19 protein-coding genes and 1 tRNA gene are annotated in these 24,023 nt (G+C 66.7%); 17 read left to right on the top strand and 3 right to left on the bottom strand.

Going from position 1 to position 24,023, the window contains the following annotated elements; genetic code table 11:
* Nucleotides 1-219 precede the first annotated feature (219 nt).
* From gltB to pyk, 8 genes are all read left to right on the top strand, one after another.
* Nucleotides 220-4,809, top strand: coding sequence for a glutamate synthase large subunit (gene gltB, locus N2K99_RS07590; protein ID WP_227933391.1), 4,590 nt, complete (start codon nucleotides 220-222; stop codon nucleotides 4,807-4,809).
* Nucleotides 4,802-6,259 (top strand): glutamate synthase subunit beta, encoded by a 1,458-nt coding sequence (locus N2K99_RS07595; RefSeq protein WP_227922055.1) that lies wholly within the window; start codon nucleotides 4,802-4,804, stop codon nucleotides 6,257-6,259. The genes gltB and N2K99_RS07595 overlap by 8 nt, the downstream gene beginning before the upstream one ends.
* Before the next feature lie 129 nt (nucleotides 6,260-6,388).
* On the top strand, nucleotides 6,389-6,847 hold the full coding sequence (locus N2K99_RS07600) for a hypothetical protein (RefSeq protein ID WP_227933392.1): 459 nt from the start codon (nucleotides 6,389-6,391) through the stop codon (nucleotides 6,845-6,847).
* 141 nt (nucleotides 6,848-6,988) lie between these two features.
* Nucleotides 6,989-7,342 carry a PadR family transcriptional regulator gene (locus tag N2K99_RS07605; protein ID WP_227922051.1) on the top strand — a complete coding sequence of 118 codons (354 nt, stop codon included), beginning with the start codon at nucleotides 6,989-6,991 and terminating at the stop codon, nucleotides 7,340-7,342.
* The gene (locus N2K99_RS07610) at nucleotides 7,339-7,701 is read left to right on the top strand and encodes a DUF1048 domain-containing protein (protein ID WP_227933393.1); all 363 of its coding nucleotides are present in this window, start codon (nucleotides 7,339-7,341) and stop codon (nucleotides 7,699-7,701) included. Before N2K99_RS07605 ends, N2K99_RS07610 begins: the two co-directional genes overlap by 4 nt.
* Nucleotides 7,702-7,724: 23 nt before the next feature.
* Nucleotides 7,725-8,552: an ABC transporter ATP-binding protein gene (locus tag N2K99_RS07615; RefSeq protein WP_227933394.1), complete on the top strand. Its 828-nt coding sequence runs from the start codon at nucleotides 7,725-7,727 to the stop codon at nucleotides 8,550-8,552.
* Nucleotides 8,549-9,313: an ABC transporter permease gene (locus N2K99_RS07620; protein WP_227933395.1), complete on the top strand. Its 765-nt coding sequence runs from the start codon at nucleotides 8,549-8,551 to the stop codon at nucleotides 9,311-9,313. Before N2K99_RS07615 ends, N2K99_RS07620 begins: the two co-directional genes overlap by 4 nt.
* Before the next feature lie 221 nt (nucleotides 9,314-9,534).
* The gene (gene pyk, locus N2K99_RS07625) at nucleotides 9,535-11,046 is read left to right on the top strand and encodes a pyruvate kinase (protein ID WP_227922045.1); all 1,512 of its coding nucleotides are present in this window, start codon (nucleotides 9,535-9,537) and stop codon (nucleotides 11,044-11,046) included.
* Between the two features lie 90 nt (nucleotides 11,047-11,136).
* On the opposite strand, the gene N2K99_RS07630 is transcribed toward pyk, so the two are convergent.
* Nucleotides 11,137-11,670, bottom strand: a complete 534-nt coding sequence (locus N2K99_RS07630) for an ANTAR domain-containing response regulator (protein WP_231709424.1) — start codon at nucleotides 11,668-11,670, stop codon at nucleotides 11,137-11,139.
* 232 nt (nucleotides 11,671-11,902) lie between these two features.
* Between N2K99_RS07630 and N2K99_RS07635 the strand changes: the two genes are divergently transcribed.
* Nucleotides 11,903-11,987 (top strand) — tRNA-Leu (locus N2K99_RS07635).
* A 63-nt stretch (nucleotides 11,988-12,050) separates the two neighbouring features.
* On the opposite strand, the gene N2K99_RS07640 is transcribed toward N2K99_RS07635, so the two are convergent.
* On the bottom strand, nucleotides 12,051-12,989 hold the full coding sequence (locus tag N2K99_RS07640) for a 5'-3' exonuclease (protein ID WP_227933396.1): 939 nt from the start codon (nucleotides 12,987-12,989) through the stop codon (nucleotides 12,051-12,053).
* Between the two features lie 301 nt (nucleotides 12,990-13,290).
* Between N2K99_RS07640 and iolC the strand changes: the two genes are divergently transcribed.
* Genes iolC through N2K99_RS07680 form a run of 8 tightly spaced genes read left to right on the top strand, consistent with a single transcriptional unit; the run spans nucleotide 13,291 to nucleotide 23,063 of the window.
* Entirely contained in the window at nucleotides 13,291-14,298 is a 1,008-nt protein-coding gene (iolC, locus tag N2K99_RS07645; RefSeq protein WP_227933397.1) for a 5-dehydro-2-deoxygluconokinase, read from the top strand.
* On the top strand, nucleotides 14,295-15,212 hold the full coding sequence (locus N2K99_RS07650) for a deoxyribose-phosphate aldolase (RefSeq protein ID WP_227922034.1): 918 nt from the start codon (nucleotides 14,295-14,297) through the stop codon (nucleotides 15,210-15,212). Before iolC ends, N2K99_RS07650 begins: the two co-directional genes overlap by 4 nt.
* Before the next feature lie 14 nt (nucleotides 15,213-15,226).
* The gene (gene iolD, locus N2K99_RS07655) at nucleotides 15,227-17,173 is read left to right on the top strand and encodes a 3D-(3,5/4)-trihydroxycyclohexane-1,2-dione acylhydrolase (decyclizing) (protein ID WP_374200045.1); all 1,947 of its coding nucleotides are present in this window, start codon (nucleotides 15,227-15,229) and stop codon (nucleotides 17,171-17,173) included.
* A gap of 41 nt (nucleotides 17,174-17,214) precedes the next feature.
* Complete coding sequence (locus N2K99_RS07660; RefSeq protein WP_227933399.1) at nucleotides 17,215-18,711, top strand: CoA-acylating methylmalonate-semialdehyde dehydrogenase; 1,497 nt, start codon at nucleotides 17,215-17,217, stop codon at nucleotides 18,709-18,711.
* 28 nt (nucleotides 18,712-18,739) lie between these two features.
* Nucleotides 18,740-19,654 (top strand): sugar phosphate isomerase/epimerase, encoded by a 915-nt coding sequence (locus tag N2K99_RS07665; RefSeq protein ID WP_227933400.1) that lies wholly within the window; start codon nucleotides 18,740-18,742, stop codon nucleotides 19,652-19,654.
* Between the two features lie 9 nt (nucleotides 19,655-19,663).
* Complete coding sequence (locus tag N2K99_RS07670; RefSeq protein ID WP_227933401.1) at nucleotides 19,664-20,680, top strand: Gfo/Idh/MocA family protein; 1,017 nt, start codon at nucleotides 19,664-19,666, stop codon at nucleotides 20,678-20,680.
* A 45-nt stretch (nucleotides 20,681-20,725) separates the two neighbouring features.
* On the top strand, nucleotides 20,726-21,598 hold the full coding sequence (locus tag N2K99_RS07675; protein WP_227933402.1) for a sugar phosphate isomerase/epimerase: 873 nt from the start codon (nucleotides 20,726-20,728) through the stop codon (nucleotides 21,596-21,598).
* A gap of 25 nt (nucleotides 21,599-21,623) precedes the next feature.
* Nucleotides 21,624-23,063 carry a sugar porter family MFS transporter gene (locus tag N2K99_RS07680; RefSeq protein WP_227933403.1) on the top strand — a complete coding sequence of 480 codons (1,440 nt, stop codon included), beginning with the start codon at nucleotides 21,624-21,626 and terminating at the stop codon, nucleotides 23,061-23,063.
* Between the two features lie 44 nt (nucleotides 23,064-23,107).
* Here N2K99_RS07680 and iolB read toward each other — a convergent pair whose 3' ends face one another.
* Nucleotides 23,108-24,007: a 5-deoxy-glucuronate isomerase gene (gene iolB, locus N2K99_RS07685; protein ID WP_227933404.1), complete on the bottom strand. Its 900-nt coding sequence runs from the start codon at nucleotides 24,005-24,007 to the stop codon at nucleotides 23,108-23,110.
* Between the last annotated feature and the right edge of the window lie 16 nt (nucleotides 24,008-24,023).

Raw genomic sequence — 24,023 nt, forward strand, 5'->3', positions numbered from 1 at the left:
TGACGTGGCGCCAGGCGGCTGCAGCACCGGGACACCCCTCCGGAAAAGCGGCGGTTAACGGCACCAGGGATTCCCAGTAAAAACCGGATCAGTTTCCGGGTTTACCGGGGCGAAGTGAGCCGTAAAATCAATCAACGCCGCGGAGCATCCCCTCGTGGATTCCGCAGGGGCCAGCGCTGTCCCCTCCCAACGCTCTACTAGGGGGAAGGACTCACTCTTATGACTGATTCCCTGTCTGCTTTTCCGACCACGGTGGTGTCACCGTTCACCCGCTTCGCCGCGCTCCCGGAGGATTCCGGCCTGTACCGTGCCGAGAACGAAAAGGACGCCTGCGGCCTGGCCGTCATAGCCACCCTGCAGGGCGAGCCCACCCACGGAATTGTCGACGCCGCCCTGGCCGCCCTGCGCAACCTCGAGCACCGCGGTGCCGTGGGCGCCGATGAAGGTACCGGCGACGGCGCCGGCCTCCTGACCCAGGTCCCGGACGAATTCTTCCGCGCAGTAGTGGACTTTGAACTTCCCGCGGCCGGAGGCTACGCCGTCGGCACCGCCTTCCTGCCCACCGAGGACCGTGAGCAGCACACCGCACGCGCCGGCGTCGAGCTCATTGCAGCCAGCGAGGGCCTGCGGGTGCTGGGCTGGCGCGAGGTGCCCATTGTGGCCGAACTCGTGGGAGCCATGTCCCGGGCCTGCATGCCGTACTTTGTCCAGGTGTTCCTGGCCCCGGAAGAGGGGACCGGAACCGCGGACCTGGACGCCCGGGCCTTCCGCGTCCGGAAGCGTTCGCAGAACAAGTTCGGCGTGTATTTCCCCTCGCTGTCCTCTCGGACCATGGTCTACAAGGGCATGGTGACCACCGCGCAGCTGGAACCGTTCTTCCCGGACCTGTCCGACCCGCGGTTCAAGACCCGGCTGGGCATTGTCCACTCCCGCTTCTCCACCAACACCTTCCCGTCCTGGCCCCTGGCCCAGCCGTTCCGCGCCATCGCGCACAACGGCGAGATCAACACGGTCAAGGGCAACCGGAACTGGATGCGCGCCCGGCAGTCGCAGATGAAGAACCCGCTGCTGGGACAGACCCCGGAAGAGCTCTTCCCCATCTGCACCCCCGGCGCTTCGGACTCCGCGTCCTTCGACGAGGTGGCCGAACTGCTGATGCTCTCCGGCCGGCCCATCACCCACGCGATCATGATGATGATCCCGGAGGCCTGGGAAAACCACGCAACCATGGACCCGGCCCGCCGGGCGTTCTACCAGTACCACTCCATGCTGATGGAACCGTGGGACGGTCCCGCCGCCGTGGCCTTCACCGACGGCGTGCAGGTGGGTGCGGTGCTGGACCGCAACGGTCTGCGTCCCGCCCGCTACTGGGTGACCGACGACGGCCTGGTGGTCCTGGCGTCCGAGGTGGGCGTGGTGGACATTGACCCCGCCAAGGTGGTCCGCAAGGGCCGCGTCTCGCCGGGCAAGATGTTCCTGGTGGACACCGCCGAGGGCCGGCTGATCGAAGACGAAGAGATCAAGGCCGAGGTTGCCGCGGCCAACCCGTGGGCGGAATGGGTGAAGGAAAACCAGGTCCGCCTGGAGGAACTGCCCGAACGCGAGCACGTGCTGCACACCAAGGCCTCCATCAACCGCCGGCAGCGGACCTTCGGCTACACCGTGGAGGAACTGCGGATCCTGCTGGGTCCCATGGCCCGCACCGCCGCCGAACCGCTCGGCGCCATGGGCTCCGACACCCCCATCGCCGTGCTCTCCAAGCGGCCGCGGCTGCTCTTCGACTACTTTGTGCAGTCCTTTGCCCAGGTCACCAACCCGCCGCTGGATTCCATCCGCGAGGAACTGGTCACCTCCCTGCAGGCCTCGATTGGCCCCAACGGGAACCTGCTGTCCCTGAAGCAGGTGAAAACCAGCCAGGTTGCGCTGAAGTTCCCGGTAATCAACAACGACGAGCTCGCCAAGATCGCCAACCTCACCGACGACGACGGCGACCGGATAGCGCTGAAGGTCCGCGGCCTCTACCGTCCCGAAGGCGGCGAAGCCGAACTCCGGGCAAGGATCAGCGAGATCTGCGAAAAGGTTTCCGGTGCAGTGAACCGCGGGGTGCAGTACATCGTGCTCTCGGACCGGGATTCCAATGCCCAGTGGGCACCCATCCCCTCCCTGCTGCTGCTCTCCGCGGTCCATAACCACCTGCTCAAGAGCGCCAACCGCACCAAGATCTCCCTGCTGGTGGAGGCCGGCGACGTCCGCGAGGTCCACCACGTGGCCCTGCTGATCGGCTACGGCGCCTCCGCCGTGAACCCGTACCTGGCCATGGAAAGCTGCGAGGAACTGGTCCGCAACGGCGACATCACCGGTGTCACCGGCGAAGAGGCCGTGGCCAACCTGATCAAGGGCCTGGGCAAGGGCGTCCTGAAGATCATGTCCAAGATGGGCATTTCCACCGTCGCGTCCTACTGCGGCGCGCAGACCTTCGAGGCGCTCGGCCTGGGCCAGGAACTGGTGGACGAGTTCTTCCACGGCACCCAGACCCAGCTCGGCGGCGTCGGCCTGGACGTGATCGCCGCCGAAGCCGCTGCCCGGCACGCCGAGGCGTACCCGAGCGACGGCGTGGAGGAACCGCACCGCGCCCTGGACAACGGCGGCGAATACCAGTGGCGCCGCGAAGGACCGCCGCACCTCTTCAACCCCGAGACGGTCTTCCGGCTGCAGCACGCCACCCGCGAACGCCGGTATGACGTGTTCAAGGCCTACACCAACGGCGTGAACGACCAGTCCAGGAACCTGATGACGCTGCGCGGGCTGCTGGATTTCCGTACCGGTGACCGCACACCCGTGCCGCTGGACGAGGTGGAGCCCGTCTCCAGCATCGTGAAGCGCTTCTCCACCGGCGCCATGAGCTACGGCTCCATCTCCCAGGAAGCGCACGAGACGCTGGCCATTGCGATGAACCGGCTGGGCGCCAAGTCCAACACCGGCGAGGGCGGCGAAGACCCGGAGCGGCTGCTGGATCCCGAGCGCCGCTCGGCCATCAAGCAGGTGGCCTCCGGCCGGTTCGGCGTCACCAGCCTGTACCTGACCAACGCGCAGGACATCCAGATCAAGATGGCCCAGGGCGCCAAGCCCGGCGAGGGCGGCCAGCTGATGGCCCAGAAGGTCTACCCGTGGGTGGCCCGCACCCGCCATTCGACGCCCGGCGTCGGGCTGATCTCCCCGCCGCCGCACCACGACATCTACTCCATCGAGGACCTCGCGCAGCTGATCTATGACCTGAAGCGCTCCAACCCCAGCGCCCGGGTGCACGTGAAGCTGGTATCCGAAGCCGGGATCGGCACCGTGGCGGCCGGCGTGACCAAGGCGAAGGCCGACGTCGTGCTGATCTCCGGGCACGACGGCGGCACGGGCGCCTCGCCGCTGAACTCGCTCAAGCACGCCGGAGCTCCCTGGGAACTCGGGCTGGCCGAGACGCAGCAGACCCTGATGCTCAACGGCCTGCGGGACCGGGTGGTGGTCCAGGTGGACGGCCAGCTCAAGACCGGCCGCGACGTTGTGATGGCGGCGCTGCTGGGCGGCGAGGAATTCGGCTTCGCCACCGCGCCGCTGGTGGTCTCCGGCTGCGTGATGATGCGCGTCTGCCATCTCGACACCTGCCCGGTGGGAGTGGCCACGCAGAACCCGGAACTGCGGGCCCGGTTCAGCGGCAAACCGGAGTTCGTGGTGAACTTCTTCGAGTTCATTGCCGAGGAGATCCGCGAAATCCTTGCCGAACTCGGGTTCCGGACCCTCGAGGAGGCCATCGGCCGCACCGAGCTCCTGGACACCCAGGCCGCGGTCGACCACTGGAAGGCCGACGGCCTGGACCTGGAACCGATCCTTCGAGGACCCGAGGTGGATCCCGGTGCGCCGCTGCGGAACATGGTGCAGCAGAACCACGAACTCGATCTGCACTTCGACAATAAGCTCATCGAGATGAGCGCCGACGCGCTGCAGAACCGGGCGCCGGTGCGGATTGCGCTGGACGTAGTCAACACCGACCGGTCCGTGGGCACCATGCTCGGGCACACGGTCACGAAGACCTTCGGCGTGGACACCCTGGCTCCCGACACCATCGACATCACCCTTACCGGCCAGGCCGGGCAGTCGCTCGGCGCGTTCCTGCCCGCCGGTATCACGCTGCGGCTGTTCGGCGACTCGAACGACTACGTGGGCAAGGGCCTGTCCGGCGGCCGGATCATCGTCCGCCCGGACCGCGGGAACGTCTTCGCAGCCGAACGCAACGTCATTGCCGGGAACGTGATCGGCTACGGGGCCACCAGCGGCGAAATGTTCCTCAGCGGCCAGGTGGGCGAACGCTTCCTGGTGCGCAACTCCGGGGCCACCGCCGTCGTCGAAGGCATCGGCGACCACGGCTGTGAGTACATGACCGGCGGGCAGGCCCTGATCCTGGGGCCCACGGGCCGGAACTTCGGCGCGGGGATGTCCGGCGGCACCGCGTTTGTGGTGGACCTGGAACCCGCCCGCGTCAACAAGGAGTCCCTGGAGCGCGGCGAGCTGCTGCTCGATGCCCCGGACGCCGAGGACGTCGACATCATCCGCGGGCTGCTGGTCCGGCATCTGGAGGAGACCGGCTCCGACCTGGCCCAGAAGATGCTGGAGAGCTTCGAGGACACGGTTTCCCGTATTACCAAGGTGCTTCCGCGGGACTACGCGGCAGTGCTCGGCGCCCGCGCCTCCGCCGCCGAAGCGGGACTGGATCCCGACGGCGCCGAGGCCTGGAACAAGATTTTGGAGGTTACCGGTGGCTGATCCACGCGGATTCTTGAAGGTACGCGAGCGGGAAACGCAGCCGCGGCGTCCGGTGCCGGTGCGCATCATGGACTACAAGGAAGTCTACGAAGCCCAGGAAAAGGGCGTGCTGCAGGCCCAGGCCGGACGCTGCATGGACTGCGGCATCCCGTTCTGCCACCAGGGCTGCCCGCTGGGCAACCTCATTCCGGAGTGGAATGACCTGACGTGGCGGGACAAGGGCGCGGAGGCCATTGAACGGCTGCACGCCACGAACAACTTCCCGGAGTTCACCGGCCGGCTCTGCCCGGCCCCCTGCGAGGCGTCCTGCGTGCTGGGCATCAACCAGCCGCCGGTCACCATCAAGCAGGTGGAGGTCTCCATCATCGACGAAGCCTGGGGTGAGGGATGGGTAACCCCTCATCCGCCGGAGCGGCTGACCGACCGCACCATCGCCGTCGTCGGCTCCGGCCCCGCCGGGCTGGCCGCTGCGCAGCAGCTCACCCGTGCCGGCCACACCGTGGCCGTGTATGAGCGGGATGACCGGATCGGCGGGCTGCTGCGCTACGGCATCCCGGATTTCAAGATGGAAAAAATCCAGGTGGACCGCCGGCTGGAGCAGATGCGCGCCGAAGGCACCCGCTTCCGCACCGGCGTCGAAGTGGGCAAGGACATCAGCTGGGAGCAGCTGCGCCGCCGCTACGATGCCGTGGTGATTGCCACCGGCGCCACCGTGCCCCGGGACCTGCCCATCCCGGGCCGGGAACTGTCCGGCGTGCATTTCGCCATGGACTACCTGGTGCAGTCCAACCGTGCCGTGGCCGGGGACAACGTGAAGAACCAGATCAGCGCCGAGGGCAAGCACGTGGTGATCCTCGGCGGCGGAGACACCGGCGCGGACTGCCTGGGCACTGCGCACCGCCAGCAGGCCGCGTCGGTGACCACGCTGGCGATCGGCCAGCAGCCGCCCGCCGAGCGGGCCGCGCACCAGCCGTGGCCGATGTACCCCACGCTGTTCGAGATGGCCAGCGCCCACGAGGAAGGCGGGGAACGCACGTTCCTGGCATCCACCGTGGAGTTCGTGGGGGAGGACGGGAAGCTCACCGGGGTGAAGGTGGCCGAGACGGAATTCGTGGACGGCCGGCGGCTGCCGCGGGCCGGTACCGAGCGGATTATTCCGGCGGACCAGGTTTTCCTGTCCCTGGGCTTCACCGGGCCGGAACCGGCCGGGCTGGCGGAACAGGTCAACGCGGAGTTCGACGACCGCGGCAACGTGGCCCGCGACGGCTACTACATGACCGGAACCCCGGGGGTCTTCGCCGCCGGTGACGCGGGGCGCGGGCAGTCCCTGATTGTCTGGGCCATCGCGGAGGGACGGGCCGCCGCGGCCGCCGTCGACCAGTGGCTGATGGGCTCCACCCGGCTGCCCGCACCCGTGGCACCGACGGACCGGGCTATCGCCGTGTTGTAGGAACCCTACGAATAACGGCAGGCGTTGGAGATTCTTCCGGCGCCTGCTGTTGTTGCGCTGTGCCTGCCGCGACATCGGATAGTGTGTCGGTGCACGTACACAAGCACACTTATGTTGGGGGACAGGAAAATGGGGATTGCTCTTGCGATGCTGGTGATCGGGGCGGTGGTCGCCTTCGGGATCGCCGTGCTCGTGATCTACCTGATGAAGCTCGGCCAACTGAAACGGCACCCGGCCCGCCCCCGGATGGAGGTCCGGTTCAGCCCCAAAGGCCTCGGCGGATTGGCGCTGCTCGTTGGAGCGATGCTGCTGGCAGTCTGCTTGGGTCTGTTCCTGGTGGTCTATCGGGACCTGCCCATCTTCGCAGTGACGTTCTCGCTCATATTGCTGGCCGGCACGGCACGTCCCTTCTACCTTTCCAAGGCAGGATTGCCCTTCGTTGTCGTCGGGATTGGTGCAGAGTTGAACCCCAAGCCGGTTCCCACTCCGGTTTACGGGGGAGTGGCGGCGCCGCCCCGGTACCCGGGATTCGCCAACGCCCCGGCCGGTTACACCCCTCCGCCGCCCCCGGCCCCGCACAAGCAGTAGGTAAGCGCCGTCTGACTCAAAGCCCGGAGATCACTTAGGTGATCTCCGGGTTTTTTCTTTGCCGAAACCCCTTGCCCCACCAGTACTTAGTGTTACTGTGTACTGGTAGATAGCAACACTAGGTAGATAGGCGCAACACCCATGGGCAAGCAGATGACGGAGATGCTCAAGGGGACCCTCGAAGGCATCATCCTGGGGATCCTCGCCGTTTCGCCGGCCTACGGCTACGACATCACGGCTCGGCTGCGCGAGCAGGGCTTCACCGAGATTGCCGAGGGGACCGTGTATGCGCTTTTGGTCCGGATCGAGAAACGCGGGCTCGTCGACGTCGAGAAGGTTCCCTCGGAAAAGGGGCCGCCGCGGAAGGTCTATACCTTGAACACCCAGGGCGCCGAATACCTCGATGAGTTCTGGGGAACGTGGAGCTTCCTGGCTTCCCGGATCGAACAACTCCAACAGCACGCCTCGCACCCGCATGAAGGAGACCCATCATGACCGCCAAATGGATAGAACTGGTCACGGGACCGTTGGAGGAAAAAAGGCGCTGGCGCAGGTTCAAGCAGCGCAAGGAACAGCTGCCCGCCGGATACCGAAGGGCCATGGACGGCCTCGAACGCTACTTCATGTATGCGGCGCCGATTGCGAAGGGTGATGTCTACGTCCAGATGCTCGAAGACCTTGTTGATCTGGTGGAGCGTGCCGCTGTTGACGGCACCCCGGTCCGCAGCATTGTCGGTGAGGATCCTGTGGAGTTCGCGGAGGCCTTCATTGCGAATTACGCGGACGGCCAGTGGATCGACAAGGAGCGCAGGCGCCTTGTCGAGACCATCGACCGGTCCGCTGAAGAGGTATAAAAACACCGGATTGGAGACCGGAGATGCATACCAACCAGACCCTCGACCCCGCCATCCGGGTACAGGGCATCAAGAAGTCCTTTCGGGATCTGCAGGTGCTGCGCGGCGTCGACTTTGACGTGACTGCCGGCAGCATCTTCGCCCTGCTGGGCTCCAACGGAGCGGGCAAGACAACACTGGTGCGGATCCTGTCAACGCTGTTGAAGGCCGACGACGGTACGGCCGCAGTGGACGGGTTCGACGTCGCCGCCCGCCCGGGCGATGTGCGCCGGTCGATCAGCCTGACCGGTCAATTCGCCGCAATCGACGAAGTGCTGACAGGCCGGGAGAACCTGGTCCTCATCGCGAAGCTCCGCCACCGGAAGAATCCGGGCGTGGTAGCGGACGACATGCTGGCCCGTTTTGCGCTCACCGACTCGGGGAGCCGAAAGGCAGGGGCGTACTCCGGCGGCATGCGCCGCCGGCTCGATATTGCCATGAGCCTGGTCGGGGATCCGAAAATCATCTTCCTCGACGAGCCGACTGCCGGCCTGGATCCGCAGGCACGCAACGAGGTGTGGCAGACCATCCGGGAGCTTGCCGACGGCGGCACGACGGTGCTGCTCACCACGCAGTACCTCGACGAGGCGGAGCAGCTTGCGGACCGGATCGGGATCCTGCACCGGGGCGTCATCATCCAAAACGGAACCCTGGTTGAACTGCAGCAGCTCCTGCCGCCGGCAAAGGCCGAATACGTCACAAAACAGCCGTCCCTCGAGGACGTCTTCCTCGCCCTCACCGGCGATACCGGTGACGGCACCGCGCAGCCGGACGGACTTCCCCCGGCGCAGCAGAAAGAGGGAAACCGATGACTACCCAGACGTTTCAGGACACTGCCGCCCTCACGGGCCGCTCCCTGCGCCACGTCCTCCGCAGTCCGGACACGATCATCACGACGGCGGTTACGCCGGTCGCACTGATGCTGATGTTTGTGTACGTTTTCGGCGGCGCAATCAGCACCGGATCTGGGGAGTCGTACATCAACTACACACTGCCGGGCATCCTGCTGATCACGGTTGCCTCCGGCGTGGCCTACACCGCCTACCGGTTGTTCCTCGACCGGCAGGGAGGGATCTTCGAACGCTTCCAAACAATGCCCATAGCCCGCTCCGGTGTGCTCTGGGCACACGTCCTCACCTCCGTGACCGCCAACCTGGCCTCACTCGCTCTCGTTATCGGCGTGGCCCTGATCGCTGGCTTCCGCACCGGTGCGTCGCCGGCTGCATGGTTCGCCGTCGTCGGCATCCTGATCCTGTTCACCCTTGCCCTGACGTGGCTGGCCGTGATTGCCGGGCTTGGGGCGAAGACAGTGGAGGGTGCGAGTGCGTTCAGTTACCCGCTGATTTTCCTGCCGTTCATCAGCTCGGCGTTTGTGCCCACCAGCACCATGCCCGGGCCGGTGGCGTGGTTTGCCGAGAACCAGCCCGTGACTTCCATTGTGGACACACTCCGATCATTGCTTGCCCAGGAGCCCGTCGGCAGCGATTTCTGGGTCGCGCTTCTCTGGCTGGCCGGCATCCTGGGTGGAGGCTACGCCGTCGCCACGGCCGTCTACCGGCGACGGGTGGGCTGAACGGCGCAGGATGCCTGCACACATTCCCATTCGGCGGAAACGTTTTCCAGCTGACGCCCCGTCGGATCCGCTGGTTCGTCCCGCTTTATGGGAATCTGTGCAGGCGCTGCCTCTGGCGGTGGGGCAAACAGTCGCCTACCACGGCTGCGGACGTGGGGGATCCGACAGGCCCCGTGGACCGTTCCCATGCGCAAACTGGCAAGGGAGACTAGGCTAGAAGTATGAGACGCGCAAAGATTGTTGCCACATTTGGACCAGCGATCGCCAGCTATGAAAATACCGTAGCGGTTCTTCGCGCGGGCGTGAACGTCGCCCGTATGAATATGAGCCACGGCGACCACTCCGTACACAACGCCACGTATGAAAACGTGCGCAAGGCCTCCGCCGAGCTGGGGATGCCCGTAGGCATCTTCGCCGACCTCCAGGGCCCCAAGATCCGGCTCGGCCGGTTCACCGAGGAACCACACTTCCTGAACGTGGGCGATACCTTCACCATCACCACCGATGACATTCCCGGCACCAAGGAAATCTGCTCCACCACGTACAAGGGCCTGCCCGGCGACGTTAAGGCGGGCGACTTCCTGCTGATCGACGACGGCAAGGTCAAGCTGCGTGCCGTAGAGGTAACGGCCAACACCGTTGTCACCGAGGTAGTAGTGCCGGGCAAGGTGTCGAACAACAAGGGCATCAACCTCCCCGGCGTCGCCGTCAACGTTCCGGCACTGAGCGAAAAGGACGAGGACGACCTCCGCTGGGCCATGCGCCGCGGCGTCGACATGGTTGCCCTTTCCTTCGTCCGCAACGCCGGCGACATTTCCCGCGTGCACGAGATCATGGACGAGGAAGGCCGCCGCGTGCCGGTCATCGCCAAGATCGAGAAGCCGCAGGCCGTGGAGAACCTCGAAGAGATCATCGACGCGTTCGACTCCATCATGGTTGCCCGCGGTGACCTCGGCGTCGAACTGCCGCTCGAAGAGGTTCCGATCGTGCAGAAGAACGCCATTGAGCTGGCACGCCGCTGGGCCAAGCCCGTGATCGTGGCCACCCAGGTGCTCGAGTCCATGATCGACAACCCCCGCCCGACCCGCGCCGAGGCCTCCGACTGCGCCAATGCAGTGCTCGACGGCGCGGATGCAGTGATGCTCTCCGGCGAAACCTCGGTGGGCACGTACGCCATCGAAACCGTCGAAACCATGGCCCGCATCATCGAGTCCACCGAAAAGCACGGCCTGAACCGTGTCCCCCCGCTGGGCTCCAAGCCGCGGACCCGCGGCGGCGCCATCACCCGCGCCGCGGTGGAGATCTCCGAGCAGCTGGATGCGAAGTACATCTGTACCTTCACCCAGTCCGGCGACTCCGCCCGCCGCCTGTCCCGCCTGCGCCCGTCCAAGCCGGTGTTCGCCTTCACCCCCGTGGAGGAGACCTACCGCTACATGACCCTGTTCTGGGGCGTGGCACCCATGCTCGTCGAGTTCGCCGAGCACACCGACCAGATGACCGCACAGGTGGACCGCACCCTGCTCGAAGAGGGCCTGGTGGAAGACGACGACCTGGTGGTTATCGCTGCGGGTTCGCCTCCCGGACAGGCAGGCTCGACCAACAGCATCAAGGTGCACCGCGTCGGCGACATTGCCGATGCAGGCCAGCGTGCTGACGGCCAGGAGCGGGTCAAGGAGAAGGTCGGCCCGTGGCCGATCAAGGAAAGCAAGAAGGGCCAGGCCAAGGCCATCTAGGTTTCCCGCTTACCTGCACTAACAGGAAAGGTCCCGTCCGATTGGACGGGACCTTTCCTGTTGTTTCTTTGTTCCTGCGGGGAGGAGGTGCTAGTTCACCTGGTTGATGATGGTCTCGGCAACCTCGCGCATGCTCAGGCGGCGGTCCATTGAGGTCTTCTGGATCCAGCGGAAGGCCTCGGGCTCGGTGAGGCCCATCTTGGTGGTCAGCAGCGACTTGGCGCGCTCCACCAGCTTGCGGGTGGCGAACTGTTCCTTCAGGTCGGAGACCTCGGCTTCGAGGGCTTTGATCTCCTCATGGCGGGAGAGGGCAATCTCGATGGCGGGAATCAGGTCCGCGGGAGTGAAGGGCTTGACCACATAGGCCATGGCGCCGGCCTCGCGTGCACGCTCGACCAGTTCCTTCTGGCTGAACGCGGTCAGCAGCACCACCGGGGCAATGCGTGCCTTGACGATCTGCTCGGCAGCGGTAATGCCGTCCATCAGCGGCATCTTGACGTCCATCAGCACCAGGTCCGGCTTCAGCTCGTTGGCCAGCTGGACGGCCTTCTCACCGTTGTCCGCCTCGCCGACGACGTCGTAACCCTCACCGGTGAGGATTTCGACAATGTCCAGGCGGATCAGGGTCTCGTCTTCGGCGACGAGTACACGGCGGGCCGGGGTGTTGGACGGCGTGTTGGCAGACGCAGCGTGGGTCGACGCGGCGGGCGCGGACTCGGTGGACTCAGACACAGATGGCTCCTCAGATACGGTCTCTCCCGCCGGCAGACCGGCGGTTCACACAATCAGCGTATCCGCATGTAGAGTAGTTTTGCGCTCAACACGGTAAGTACTAGTGCTTCGTGACGCAGGGCACGCCCGAATGGCGGAATTGGCAGACGCGCTGCACTCAAAATGCAGTATCGAGAGGTGTGTGGGTTCGAGTCCCACTTCGGGCACCATGTAGTTGCAGTGAAACACCCCCGGTCTTCGGACCGGGGGTGTTTCTGTTTTGTCCGGGCCGCCTACGCGTAGCGGTCGAAAGCGTCCAGCAGCCGCTTCACGGACCCGCCCAGGTTCCAGTCCTGGGCCAGGCGCTCCAGTTCGGCGCGTTCCCCGCCGGTGATGGCGTGCAGCTCGGCCCCCGCCTTCTTGGGTGTGGGTAGATCCAGGTCCCGCACCACCTTCACCACCTTCGGTGCGACCGCCAGATAGTCCGCCGCCTTGGCGAGCTTGGACCGCACCGGCGATGAGAGGCCGCTGTCCGGGTCCTGTGCGGCGGCCAGCAGGGAATCCAGGGTGCCGAACTCGGCCAGCAGCGACGCGGCGGTTTTCTCGCCGATCCCGGAGACGCCGGGCAGCCCGTCGGATGCGTCGCCGCGCAGGGTCGCATAGTCCGCGTACTGCTCGGGCAGCACCTGGTACTTCGCCACCATTGACGCATCGGTCATCACGTCCAGGTTCTTCATGCCGCGGGCAGTGTAGATCACGCGGACGTCCCTGCGGTCGTCGATCACCTGGAACAGGTCACGATCCCCGGTCACCACGTCCACCGGCATGGACGCCGTGGATGCGTAAGTGCCGATCACGTCGTCGGCCTCGTGTTCCGCAGCCCCGACGACGGCGATGCCCGCCAGCTCCAGCGTCCGGCGGATCATCGGGATCTGGGCCTCGAGGGGATCCGGGACCGTTTCGACGTCGGGGTTCCCGCTGACTTCCTCGGCCACCCGGTGCGCCTTGTACGTGGGCAGCAGGTCCACCCGCCACTGCGGCCGCCAGTCGTCATCCCAGCAGGCGATCAGGTGCGTGGCCTCGTAGTCGGTGGTGAGCCTCGCGATCATGTCCAGCAGTCCGCGCACGGCGTTCACCGGCGTACCGTCGGACCGGCGGATGCTGTCGGGGACGCCGTAGAAGGCACGGAAGTACAGTGACGCGGTGTCGAGGAGCATCAGGCGCTGGGTCATAGGCCGATCCTCGCACGGATCATGCTGCGAGGGGCAGCGCCCAGCGCACCCGCAGGAATTCCCGGCCTTCGGTGCAGGGGCTCCATCACGTATGACAGGACAATCTGCGCCTATCGAGGAGCGGCCTGCTGTCTGCGCAACCGTATTCCGGCTTCTGTGTGGATTTGGCAGGCCTCTTAAGTTTGTCAGCACAAACCTTTGACAGGACAAACTTTCGGGCGCACAGTGGTGCCTGTGGTTCTGATCACTCCGAGGCGGCTGCAGGGCCCGCCTCGGGAACAGGAAGGCCGGTGATCCACGCGTGGCTCACGAAGTGTTGGCAATGGGACGCATCAGCGTTGACATCTATCCCGATAACATCGGCGTGCCGCTGGAGGACGTGACCAGCTTCGGCAAGTACCTGGGCGGCTCGCCGTCCAACGTTGCGGTTGCCGCCGCCCGGCACGGCCGGCGCAGCGGCATGATCACCCGCACCGGAGAGGACCCGTTCGGCGAATACCTTCACCGGGAGCTGCGGAAGTTCGGAGTGGATGACGGCTTCGTCACCGGAGTACCCGGGCTGCAGACGCCGGCGACGTTCTGCGCCATCATGCCGCCAGACTCCTTCCCGCTGTACTTCTACGGCCGCTTTCCCACTGCTCCAGACCTGCAGATAGAGGCAGAGAGCCTCGACCTCGACGCTATCCGGGACGCCGGGATTTTCTGGTCCACCGTGACCGGTCTGTGCCAGGAACCGAGCCGGTCCGCCCATCTGGCGGCGCACCGGGCCCGGCCGCGGGAGGAGCTTCCGCCCGGCCGGTATACGGTGCTGGACCTGGACTACCGGCCGATGTTCTGGGACAGCGAAGCGGAAGCCGCGGAACAGGTGGCCCGCATCCTGCCCTACGTGAATGTCGCCATCGGCAACGAGGCGGAATGCGCCGTGGCAGTGGGGGCAGGAACCCCGGATGAACAGGCGGACCGGCTGCTCGCAGCCGGGGTGAGCATCGCCGTCGTCAAGCTCGGGGCGGAGGGGGTACTGGCCAGGACCGGCACCGAACGCGTTGTCTCGGCACCGTTCCGGGTGGAGACCGTGAACGGACTGGGCGCCGGAGACGCGTTCGGCGGGGCGTTCTGCCACGGGCTGCTGTCCGGCTGGCCGCTGGCTGCCGTGCTCGACTATGCGAACGCGGCCGGCGCCATCGTCGCTTCACGGCTGTCCTGTGCCGACGCAATGCCCACCCCAACCGAGGTGTACGCGCTGCTGGCGGGGCAGGACCGGACCGCGCCGGAACCGCTGGAACCGCTGGAGAGCGAGAGCGCCCCATGAGCGAATTCGACGACGATCCGCGGCGCTACGAGCATCTTTCCCGCATCCGCCTCGAGGATCCGGAAGCCGTCCTCCGCGCCGCGGGGAACCGGCCGCCGCACCCGGGGCCGAAGCAGGGCGAGCAGAACTTCATTGTGGCCGCAGACCATCCCGCGCGCGGCGCGCTCTCCGTCGGCGGCGATCCCATGGCCATGGCGGACCGCCGCGACCTGCTGGACCGGCTGCGGACCGCCCTGGCGAATCCCGCCGTCGACGGCGTGCTGGCCAGCCCCGACATCCTGGACGATCTGCTGCTGCTCGGCGCGCTGGACGGGAAGCTGCTGTTCGGGTCCATGAACCGGGGCGGGCTGGCCGGCTACGTCAACGAGATAGATGACCGCTTCACCGGCCACACCGCCGAGGCCCTGCTGGCCCTGCGGGCCACCGGCGGCAAGATGCTTACCCGGATCTGCCTGACGGACCCGGCCACCGCCAACCTGCTGGAAGCCACGGCACAGGCGATCAACAGCCTGGCGGCCCGCGGCCTGGTGGCCATGGTGGAGCCGTTTATCTCCGTCTGGGAGAACGGGCGGATCCGCAACGATCTCAGTACCGACGCGGTGGTTGCCTCGGTGGCCATCGCCTCCGGGCTGGGCGCCACCAGTGCCTATACCTGGATGAAGCTGCCGGTGGTCCCGGACATGGAACGCGTCCTGGCCGCCACCACCATGCCCGCCGTCCTGCTGGGCGGCGACCCGTCCGGTTCCTCCGAGGACACCTACGCTGCGTGGGAGGCCGCACTGGACCTCCCGGGTGTCCAGGGGTTGACGGTGGGGCGTACGCTGCTTTACCCCAAGGAGGGCAGCGTGGAGGAAGCGGTGGCCACCGCGGCGTCGCTGCTGAAGACACCTACCCGTCAGGAGGCCACGGGCTGATGGCAACGCGCACAATGACAGTCGCCCAGGCAGTCGTGGAGTTCCTGGGCAGGCAGTACACGGTGGACAGCATCGGGGGAGAGGACTACCGCGAACGGATGTTCCCGGGTATGTTCGGCATCTTCGGCCACGGCAACGTGGCCGGCGTCGGCCAGGCCCTGAAGCAGTCCTCTGCCCGGAACCCGGGCGCCATGCCCTACTACCAGGGGCGCAACGAGCAGGCGATGGTGCATCAGGCGGTGGGGTATGCCCGGCACACCCGCCGGCGGGCCACGTACGCGGTCACCAGTTCCATCGGCCCCGGCGCCACCAACATGCTGACCGGAGCCGCGCTGGCCACCACCAACCGGCTGCCCGTCCTGCTGCTGCCCTCGGACACGTTCGCCACCCGCGCACCCGATCCCGTGCTGCAGCAGCTGGAACGCCCCGAGGCCTACGACATCACCGTCAACGATGCCTTCCGGCCCCTGTCCCGGTACTTCGACCGGATCAGCCGGCCCGAGCAGCTGTACTCCGCTTTCCTCTCCGGGCTGCGGGTCCTCACCGACCCGGCCGAAACCGGAGCCGTCACCATTTCCCTGCCGCAGGACGTCCAGGCCGAAGTGCTCCAGGTGCCGGAGGAATTCCTGGCCGACCGGGAGTGGCGGATCCGCCGGCCCGAACCCGAGGATACGGACATCCGCCGTGCCGCGGAACTGATCCACGCGTCCCGGCGTCCGCTGATTGTGGCCGGCGGCGGTGTCCTCTATGCCTTCGCAGCCGATGCGCTGGCCCGGCTGGCCGAAACCACCGGCATCCCGGTCAGCTACACCCAGGCCGGGGTCGGGACGGTACCGTGGGACGCCCCGTACTGCGTGGGCGCCGTTGGATCCACGGGTACGACGGCGGCCAACGTCCTCGCCCGGGAAGCGGACCTGGTGATCGGGATCGGTACCCGGTACGAGGATTTCACCACGGCCTCGCATACGGCTTTCCAACACCCCGGCGTGCAGTTCATCAATATCAACGTGGCACCCATTGACGCGTACAAGCTCGGCACGAGCCTGCCGCTCGTCGCCGATGCCCGCAAGGCACTGCTCCGGCTGGCCAGCGCGCTGGAGGGCTACCGCGTCCCGGACGGCATGCCTGCGCTGGTTGCGGCGGAAAAGGACCGCTGGAACCGGACCGTGGACCTGGCCTTCGACACCCGTTCCGTTCCGCTGCCAAGCCAGAACGAAATCATCGGCGCCGTGAACCGCGCCATGGCGCCGCGCGACGTCGTCGTCTGCGCTGCGGGTTCGCTGCCCGGGGACCTGCACAAGATGTGGCGGGTCCGGGACCCCTTCGGATACCACGTGGAGTACGCGTACTCCACCATGGGCTACGAAATCCCCGGCGGACTGGGCGTGAAGCGGGCGGCCGTCGACGAGGCGGCCCGCGCCCCGGAAGGCACGGCCGAGGCGCAGCCCCGCGACGTCGTCGTGATGGTCGGCGACGGCTCCTATCTGATGATGCACACCGAATTGGTGACGGCCGTTGCGGAGGGAATCAAGCTCATCACCGTGCTGATCCAGAACCACGGCTTTGCCTCCATCGGGGCGCTTTCGGAAAGCCTGGGCTCGCAGCGGTTCGGCACGCGGTACCGGATCCTGGACCGCAAGCACCACACGTTCGACGACGGCGCGAAGCTGCCCGTGGACCTGGCCCTAAACGCCGAGTCCCTGGGCGTGCGCGTGCTGCGAATAGAGCCGGGTCCGAACGCCGTCGCGGATCTGGAAGCTGCAGTGGCCAAGGCGAAGGCCGAACCGGAGGGCAGCGGACCGGTCCTGATCCATATCGAATCCGACCCGCTCATCGACGCACCCGATTCCGAATCCTGGTGGGACGTACCGGTGTCCGGTACCTCCGAGCTGGACTCCACACAGCAGGCCTACGGCACCTACAGCTCCTCCAAGGCACGGCAGAAGCCGCTGATCGGTTAGCGGGCTCCTGCCCGGGCTGCACCCCAGAAACGGAGATTTCCATGAGCACCACCATCACGCACTTCATCAACGGCACCGAAACCGCCGGGCACGGGGACCGGCACCAGCCGGTCTACAACCCGGCCACCGGCGAGGTCACCGGTGAGCTGCGGCTGGCAGACCGGACGGACATTGACGCCGTCGTCGCCGCCGCGAAGGCCGCCTCCGCCGGCTGGGCCGAGACCTCCCTGACCAAACGTACTGCCGTACTGTTCCGCTTCCGCGAGCTGCTCGCCGCCAACGAGCAGGAACTTGCCCGGGTGGTGACCCGAGAGCACGGCAAAGTGGTTTCTGATGCCGCCGGCGAAATCGGCCGCGGGCTGGAAGTGGTCGAGTATGCCTGCGGCGCCCCGCAGTCGCTCAAGGGCGACTACTCGGACGCGGTCTCCACCGGCATCGACGTGTTTTCGTTCCGCCAGCCGCTGGGAGTGGTTGCCGGCATCACGCCGTTCAACTTCCCGGTGATGGTGCCGTTGTGGATGGCGCCGGTGGCGATCGTCACCGGGAACGCGTTCATCCTCAAACCCTCCGAACGTGATCCCTCCGCCAGCCTGTTCCTGGCCCGCCTCTGGAAGGACGCGGGGCTGCCCGACGGCGTCTTCAACGTGCTGCAGGGGGACAAGGAAGCGGTGGACGGGCTGCTCACCCATCCCGACGTCGACGGCGTGTCCTTTGTCGGGTCGACGCCGATCGCACGCCACGTGCATGAGACGGCCACCCGGCACGGCAAGCGGGTGCAGGCCCTGGGCGGCGCCAAGAACCACGCGGTGGTGATGCCGGATGCGGACCTGGACCTCGCCGCCGAGCACCTAACCGCCGCCGCTTTCGGTTCCGCCGGACAGCGCTGCATGGCCATCTCGGTGGCCGTGGCCGTAGGCAGCGCCGCGGAGAATCTCGTGGCCCGGCTGAAGGAACGCGCCGAGGCGGTCAAAGTAGCCAACGGCATGGAACCCGACGCCGATATGGGCCCCGTGATCACGCCGCACGCCAAGTCGCGGCTGCAGAAAATCGTGGGCGAAGCGCAGGAGGACGGCGCCGCCCTGATTGTGGACGGCCGCGAGCTGGTGGTGCCGGGCCATGAGGACGGGTTCTTTGTCGGCCCCACGGTCCTCGACCATGTCCGCCGGGAAATGACTGCCTACCGGGAGGAAATCTTCGGCCCGGTCCTGGCCGTGGTGCGGGTCGAGAACATCTCGGAGGCGCTGGAGGTCATCAATTCCAACCCGTACGGCAACGGCACCGCCATCTTCACTGCCTCCGGTGCCTATGCCCGCGCGTTCACCCGGGGCGTGAAGGTGGGCATGGTGGGCATCAACGTTCCGCTGCCGGTGCCGGTGGCCTGGCATTCCTTCGGCGGCTGGAACGATTCACTTTTCGGCGACCACCACATCTACGGTCCCGACGGCGTGCACTTCTACACCCGCGGCAAGGTGGTCACCCAGCGCTGGCCCGAACCGGCCGAGTTGTCCGGTGCCTCGTTTGCCTTCCCCTCCAACTAACGCGGAACCCCGTTGAAAGGAATCAGGCATGGCCTCCAACCCCCTGACCATAGGCACGGCCCCGGATTCCTGGGGCGTCTGGTTCGCCGACGATCCGAAGCAGACCCCCTGGCAGCGCTTCCTCGACGAGGTGGCGGAAGCCGGTTACACGTGGATTGAGCTTGGACCGTACGGCTACCTGCCCACCGATCCGCTCAAACTTGCCGATGAACTGGGTCAGCGGGGGCTGAACGTGTCCGCCGGAACGGTTTTTACCGCCTTCCACCGGGGGTCCGACCAGTGGGAAGCCGCCTGGGAACCGGCACGGAAGGTCGCCGAACTCACCGCGTCCATGGGCGGCGGCCACCTGGTGGTCATCCCGGCCATGTGGCGCGACGACGTCACGGGTGCACCCCTCGAAGCGGCGGAGCTATCGGCGAGCCAGTGGAACGACCTGCTGGAGGGGCACAACCGGCTGGGCAGGGAACTGGCCGAGGAATTCGGCCTGCAGCAGCAGTTCCATCCGCACGCCGATTCCCATGTCTGTGCCCAGCCGGACATTGAACGTTTCCTCCAGGGCACCGACCCCGCGCTGGTGAGCCTGTGCCTGGACACCGGGCACGCGCAGTACGGGGGAGCGGACAGCGTGGAACTGATCGCCGCCTACCCCGAGCGCATCGGCTACCTGCATCTGAAACAGATCGATCCGGCCGTCCTGGAAACGGTGCGGCAGCAGGACCTTACCTGGGCGGCGGCGAACCTGGCCGGGGTGATGACCGAACCCCCGCACGGACTCCCGGACCTGTCCGCGGTGATCCGGGCCGCCGAAGCACTGGAGAAGCCGTTGTTCGGAATTGTCGAACAGGACATGTACCCCGTCGCCGATTTGAACGTACCGATGCCCGTGGCCCGGCGCACCCGCAGCTACCTGCTCTCGTGCGGCTCCGCCACGCGGATTCAGTGAGGAGAAATCATGAGCGAGAATCTCCGCGTTGCCGTCATCGGCGCCGGGCGCATGGGGATGGACCACATCCTGCGGCTGCACCACCGGACGGCCCGGGCCGAGGTAGCTGCCGTCGTCGACATTGACCCGACCCGCGCCCGGGCGGCCGTCGCCGGCATCCCCGGTGCCTCCGCCGTCACCGATGCCGGCGAAGCCTTGGGCAGCGCCGACGTCGATGCCGTGCTGATTGCCACGCCCGGTTTCCTGCACGAGGACATCCTGCACCAGGCACTGGCCCGGGACATCCCGATCCTGTGCGAGAAACCGTTGACTCCGGACCCGGCGTCCGCCTGGAAGGTGGTCCAGGCCGAGGAGAAGCTTGGCCGGCGCCGGATCCAGGTGGGCTTTATGCGGCGGTACGACGCCGAATACGCAGCCTTGGCCGGGATGGTCCGCAGCAGGGAGCTGGGCGACCTGCTGATGCTCCACCACCAGCACCGCAATGCCGCCACCCCTGCCGGATTCACCAACGAAATGCTGATCAACGATTCAGTGGTGCACGAGTTCGACGCGGTGCGTTTCTTCACCGGCGAAGAGATCACCGCCGTCCAGGTCCGGATCGGCAAATCGACCGGCAACTCGCCGGTGGGGCAGCGCGATCCGCAGCAGGTACTGATGGAAACCGAATCCGGGGTGCTGGCCGACGTCGAAATCTACGTCAACGCTCGGTTCGGTTACCAGGTTTCCGCCCAGGCGGCCTTCGAAGACGGCATCGTGAGCATCGGCGCGGACACCGGACCGCTGGTACGGACGGACGGCAGGTGGGGCGGACGGGTGGCCCCGGGCTTCGAGCAGCGCTTCAGCGCCGCCTACGATGCCGAGGTGCAGGCATGGGTGGACGCGTCGCTGGCAGGTACCGCCGAAGGGCCCAGCGCCTGGGACGGCTACGCGACCGCCGCCTGCTGCGCCGCCGGCGTCGAGGCGCAGCGGACCGGGCAACGGGTGCCCGTGGCCTTGAACGGGAAACCCGCCCTGTATTTGTCCTGAACATTTGTCTTGAACCGCCAGCATCCCCGGAAGGAGAGACACCCCATGAAGATGGCACTGGATCCCACCCCGTTCCACCGCACCCATTCCCTGCTGCAGTTCCCGCAGCTGGCGGCCGAACTGGGTTACCCGTACCTGCAGCTGACCCCGCACCCGGACTTCCTGCCCTTCTTCACCCATCCCAAGGCGGATGACGCCCTCACCGCAGCGCTGAAGAAGGCCTGCGGCGAGGCGGAGGTCGGCATCGCGTCAATCCTGCCGGTGCTCCGCTGGTCCTCCCCGGATGAGAATCTCCGGCAGGCCGCCGTCCGTTACTGGCGGCGGGCCGTGCAGCTGGCCGTGGACCTGGGGGTCAGCCAAATGAACACGGAGTTCGGCGGCCGGCCGGAACACCCGGAGGAATCCGAAGCGGCCTTTTACCGGTCCATGGAGGAACTGGTGCCGCTCTTTGAACGCGAGGGCATCCAGGTGGCGATTGATCCACACCCGGATGACTTTGTGGAGGAAGGCCTTGCCGCGTGGCGGGTCATCCGCGGGGCGAACTCACCGAACCTCGGCTTTGTTTACGTGGCCGCGCATGCCTTCCATCTGGCGGACAGCCCGGACCGGATCCTGCAGGAAGTAGGGGAGCGGCTGCAGGTGGTGCACGTGGCGGACACCATGGACCACCGTGCCTCCAACGGGCTGCGTTACATCACCAACCCGCCCGGAAATCCGGTGCGCGTCCACCAGCACCTGAAGATCGGCGACGGCGACGTCGACTGGCAGCAGCTCTTCGAGGCGCTGGCACAAAACGGCTTCCTGGACCGGACCGAAACGGTCATGGTCTCCAGCGTTTTCGCCGAGAACGAGAACGCTGCCGAGGTAGCCCGCTACCAACTCGCAACCATGACGGACCTGGTCAACGGAATCCGGTAAAACCTAACGGACCGACGGAGGCATCATGAGCTCGACCATCAATCCCGGTAAGGAACTCCAACCCAACAAGGCGCTGAAGCGCATTGCAGCCGTGAGCACTCTCGGCGGGCTGCTCTTCGGCTACGACACGGGTGTCATCAACGGCGCCCTGCCCTTTATGGAGGAAGACCTCGGCCTGACTCCGCTGACCACCGGACTGGTGACCAGCTCCCTGCTCATCGGCGCCGCCTTCGGTGCCCTGGCCGGTGGACGGCTCGCGGACCGCTACGGCCGGCGGCGCCTGATCATGGGACTTGCCGCCGTGTTCCTCCTGGGCACCATCGGTGTCTCCCTGGCGCCGAACGTTGTGGTCACCGTCGGGTTCCGCTTTGTCCTGGGCCTAGCCGTAGGCGGCGCGTCTGCCATGGTGCCCGTGTTCCTGGCCGAAATGTCACCGGCCCACCTGCGCGGCCAGATGGTGACCCGCAACGAGCTGATGATCGTCTCCGGGCAGCTGCTCGCCTTCGTGACCAACGCCGTGCTGGGCAACGTGTGGGCGGACCAGGTCAGCATCTGGCGGTGGATGCTGGTGGTCGCAACGCTGCCGGCCATCGGCCTCTGGCTGGGGATGCTCCGGGTTCCGGAAAGCCCGCGGTGGCTGGCCGCCAGCGGCAGCTACGCCGAAGCCTTCGAAGTGCTCAAGAAAATCCGGACCGCCGCCGTCGCGCGTCAGGAAATCGACGACGTCCGGGCACTGGCCCGGGAGGACTACGAGGCCAAGAAGGGATCCTTCAGCGACCTGCGCGTCCCCTGGATGCGGCGGATCTTCCTGATCGGGGTGGGGGTGGCCATCTGCCAGCAGATCACCGGCGTGAACTCGATCATGTACTACGGCACCGAGATCCTGAAGGAGTCCGGCTTCGGCACCCAGGCCGCCCTGACCGCGAACATCGCCAACGGCGTGATTTCCGTGCTCGCCACCTTCGTGGGGATCTGGCTGCTGGGCCGGGTGGGCCGTCGGCCTATGCTGATGATCGGACAGATGGGCACCATTGCGGCGCTGACCCTGATCGGTCTCTTCTCCCTGGTGCTCCCGGAGGGGACCGGCCGCGGGTTCGTGATCCTGGCGCTGACGGTCTCCTTCCTCGCGTTCCAGCAGGGGGCCATTTCCCCGGTGACCTGGCTGATGCTCTCCGAAATCTTCCCGCTGAAGATCCGCGGACTGGGCATGGGCAGCACCGCGTTCATTCTCTGGATGGTGAACTTTGCGGTGGGCTTCAGCTTCCCCGTGCTGACCGCCGGCATCGGCATCTCCAACACGTTCTTCCTCTTTGCCGGCCTCGGCGTCTTCGCGGTCCTGTTCGTTCGGGCCTACCTGCCCGAAACCCGCGGCAAGAGCCTGGAGGAACTCGAACGGCAGTTCCACACCCGTGACGCAGCCGCCCTGCGGCTTCCCGGCCCGGCACTCTCGGCGCCCGCGGTTTAGGCGGACCGGCGGTCGGGTCGCAGCGTCCCAGGCGGCGCAGCGCCTCAGGAGCCGAAGGGCAGGCGGGGATCCACCGCCTGCCCTTCCCAGCTGCCGCGGATCCAGCCGTGCTGCGGGTCGTCGCTGATCAGCCAGCTGCGCACCGGTCCCGGACCGGCCATGACGTTGAGGTAGTACAGGTCATAGCCGGGTGCTGCCATGGCCGGGCCGTGCCAGCCATAGGGAACCAGGACGACGTCGCCGGTCCGCACCTCGGTCGTAACGTCGATGGGCCGGTCATCCGAGGCGTAGACGCGGGCGTATCCCACGGGGTCTGCCGCCTGGCCCGCCGGTGCCTGCGGCGAGATCCGGGTTTCGAAGTAGTAGATCTCCTCCAGCTGTGTTTCGCCGTCCTTTTCCTCGTCATGCTTATGCGGCGGATAGGAGGACCAGTTGCCGGCCGGGGTCAGCACCTCGCAGACAATGAAGCGGTCCGCTTCCAGGGCGGCCGGGGTGCCGAAGTTGTGGACCTGCCGCGAGCAGTTCCCGGCTCCGCGCAGTTCCACCGGGGTTTCCTCGCTCTTCACGACCCGCGGCGGGTAGGAGGTGGACGCCGGTGCCAGGGCCACGGCCACCCGGCCGCCGTCCCGCGACCAAACGGTCAGTGCCGTATCCGTGCCGGAGTACAGGACGTCTGCGGGACCGTCGAAGACCGAGGTCCGCCCCCGCAGTGCGTAGTCCGTGCCGTCGGCGGTCACGGTGAAGGACCCGGACAGGGGAATGACCAGCCGCTCCTCGGATTCGGCGGGAAGGGACACCGCCGAATCCGGTCCGAGCTCGGCTACCTTGAGTCCGGTGTGCGCCCAGCCGGTGACAGGGAGACTGTCCGATGCGCCGAGGGAGACCTGCCAGGGTTCCCGTGCGGCAGAACCGGACGGATACACCCACTGCTGCGGTTCCTGCATGTCGAGCCCCTGTCGG

It is taken from the genome of Arthrobacter sp. zg-Y1110 (assembly GCF_025244865.1).
In the GTDB taxonomy this organism is placed as follows: domain Bacteria; phylum Actinomycetota; class Actinomycetes; order Actinomycetales; family Micrococcaceae; genus Arthrobacter_B.

What these genes read in the sequence shown, in the direction of transcription:
- gltB (WP_227933391.1), top strand. Translation starts at nt 220, where the DNA reads ATGACTGATTCCCTGTCTGCTTTTCCGACCACGGTGGTGTCACCGTTC.
- N2K99_RS07600 (WP_227933392.1), top strand. Translation starts at nt 6,389, where the DNA reads ATGGGGATTGCTCTTGCGATGCTGGTGATCGGGGCGGTGGTCGCCTTC.
- N2K99_RS07605 (WP_227922051.1), top strand. Translation starts at nt 6,989, where the DNA reads ATGGGCAAGCAGATGACGGAGATGCTCAAGGGGACCCTCGAAGGCATC.
- N2K99_RS07610 (WP_227933393.1), top strand. Translation starts at nt 7,339, where the DNA reads ATGACCGCCAAATGGATAGAACTGGTCACGGGACCGTTGGAGGAAAAA.
- N2K99_RS07615 (WP_227933394.1), top strand. Translation starts at nt 7,725, where the DNA reads ATGCATACCAACCAGACCCTCGACCCCGCCATCCGGGTACAGGGCATC.
- N2K99_RS07620 (WP_227933395.1), top strand. Translation starts at nt 8,549, where the DNA reads ATGACTACCCAGACGTTTCAGGACACTGCCGCCCTCACGGGCCGCTCC.
- pyk (WP_227922045.1), top strand. Translation starts at nt 9,535, where the DNA reads ATGAGACGCGCAAAGATTGTTGCCACATTTGGACCAGCGATCGCCAGC.
- N2K99_RS07640 (WP_227933396.1), bottom strand. Translation starts at nt 12,989, where the DNA reads ATGACCCAGCGCCTGATGCTCCTCGACACCGCGTCACTGTACTTCCGT.
- N2K99_RS07650 (WP_227922034.1), top strand. Translation starts at nt 14,295, where the DNA reads ATGAGCGAATTCGACGACGATCCGCGGCGCTACGAGCATCTTTCCCGC.
- iolD (WP_374200045.1), top strand. Translation starts at nt 15,227, where the DNA reads ATGACAGTCGCCCAGGCAGTCGTGGAGTTCCTGGGCAGGCAGTACACG.
- N2K99_RS07660 (WP_227933399.1), top strand. Translation starts at nt 17,215, where the DNA reads ATGAGCACCACCATCACGCACTTCATCAACGGCACCGAAACCGCCGGG.
- N2K99_RS07665 (WP_227933400.1), top strand. Translation starts at nt 18,740, where the DNA reads ATGGCCTCCAACCCCCTGACCATAGGCACGGCCCCGGATTCCTGGGGC.
- N2K99_RS07670 (WP_227933401.1), top strand. Translation starts at nt 19,664, where the DNA reads ATGAGCGAGAATCTCCGCGTTGCCGTCATCGGCGCCGGGCGCATGGGG.
- N2K99_RS07675 (WP_227933402.1), top strand. Translation starts at nt 20,726, where the DNA reads ATGAAGATGGCACTGGATCCCACCCCGTTCCACCGCACCCATTCCCTG.
- N2K99_RS07680 (WP_227933403.1), top strand. Translation starts at nt 21,624, where the DNA reads ATGAGCTCGACCATCAATCCCGGTAAGGAACTCCAACCCAACAAGGCG.
- iolB (WP_227933404.1), bottom strand. Translation starts at nt 24,007, where the DNA reads ATGCAGGAACCGCAGCAGTGGGTGTATCCGTCCGGTTCTGCCGCACGG.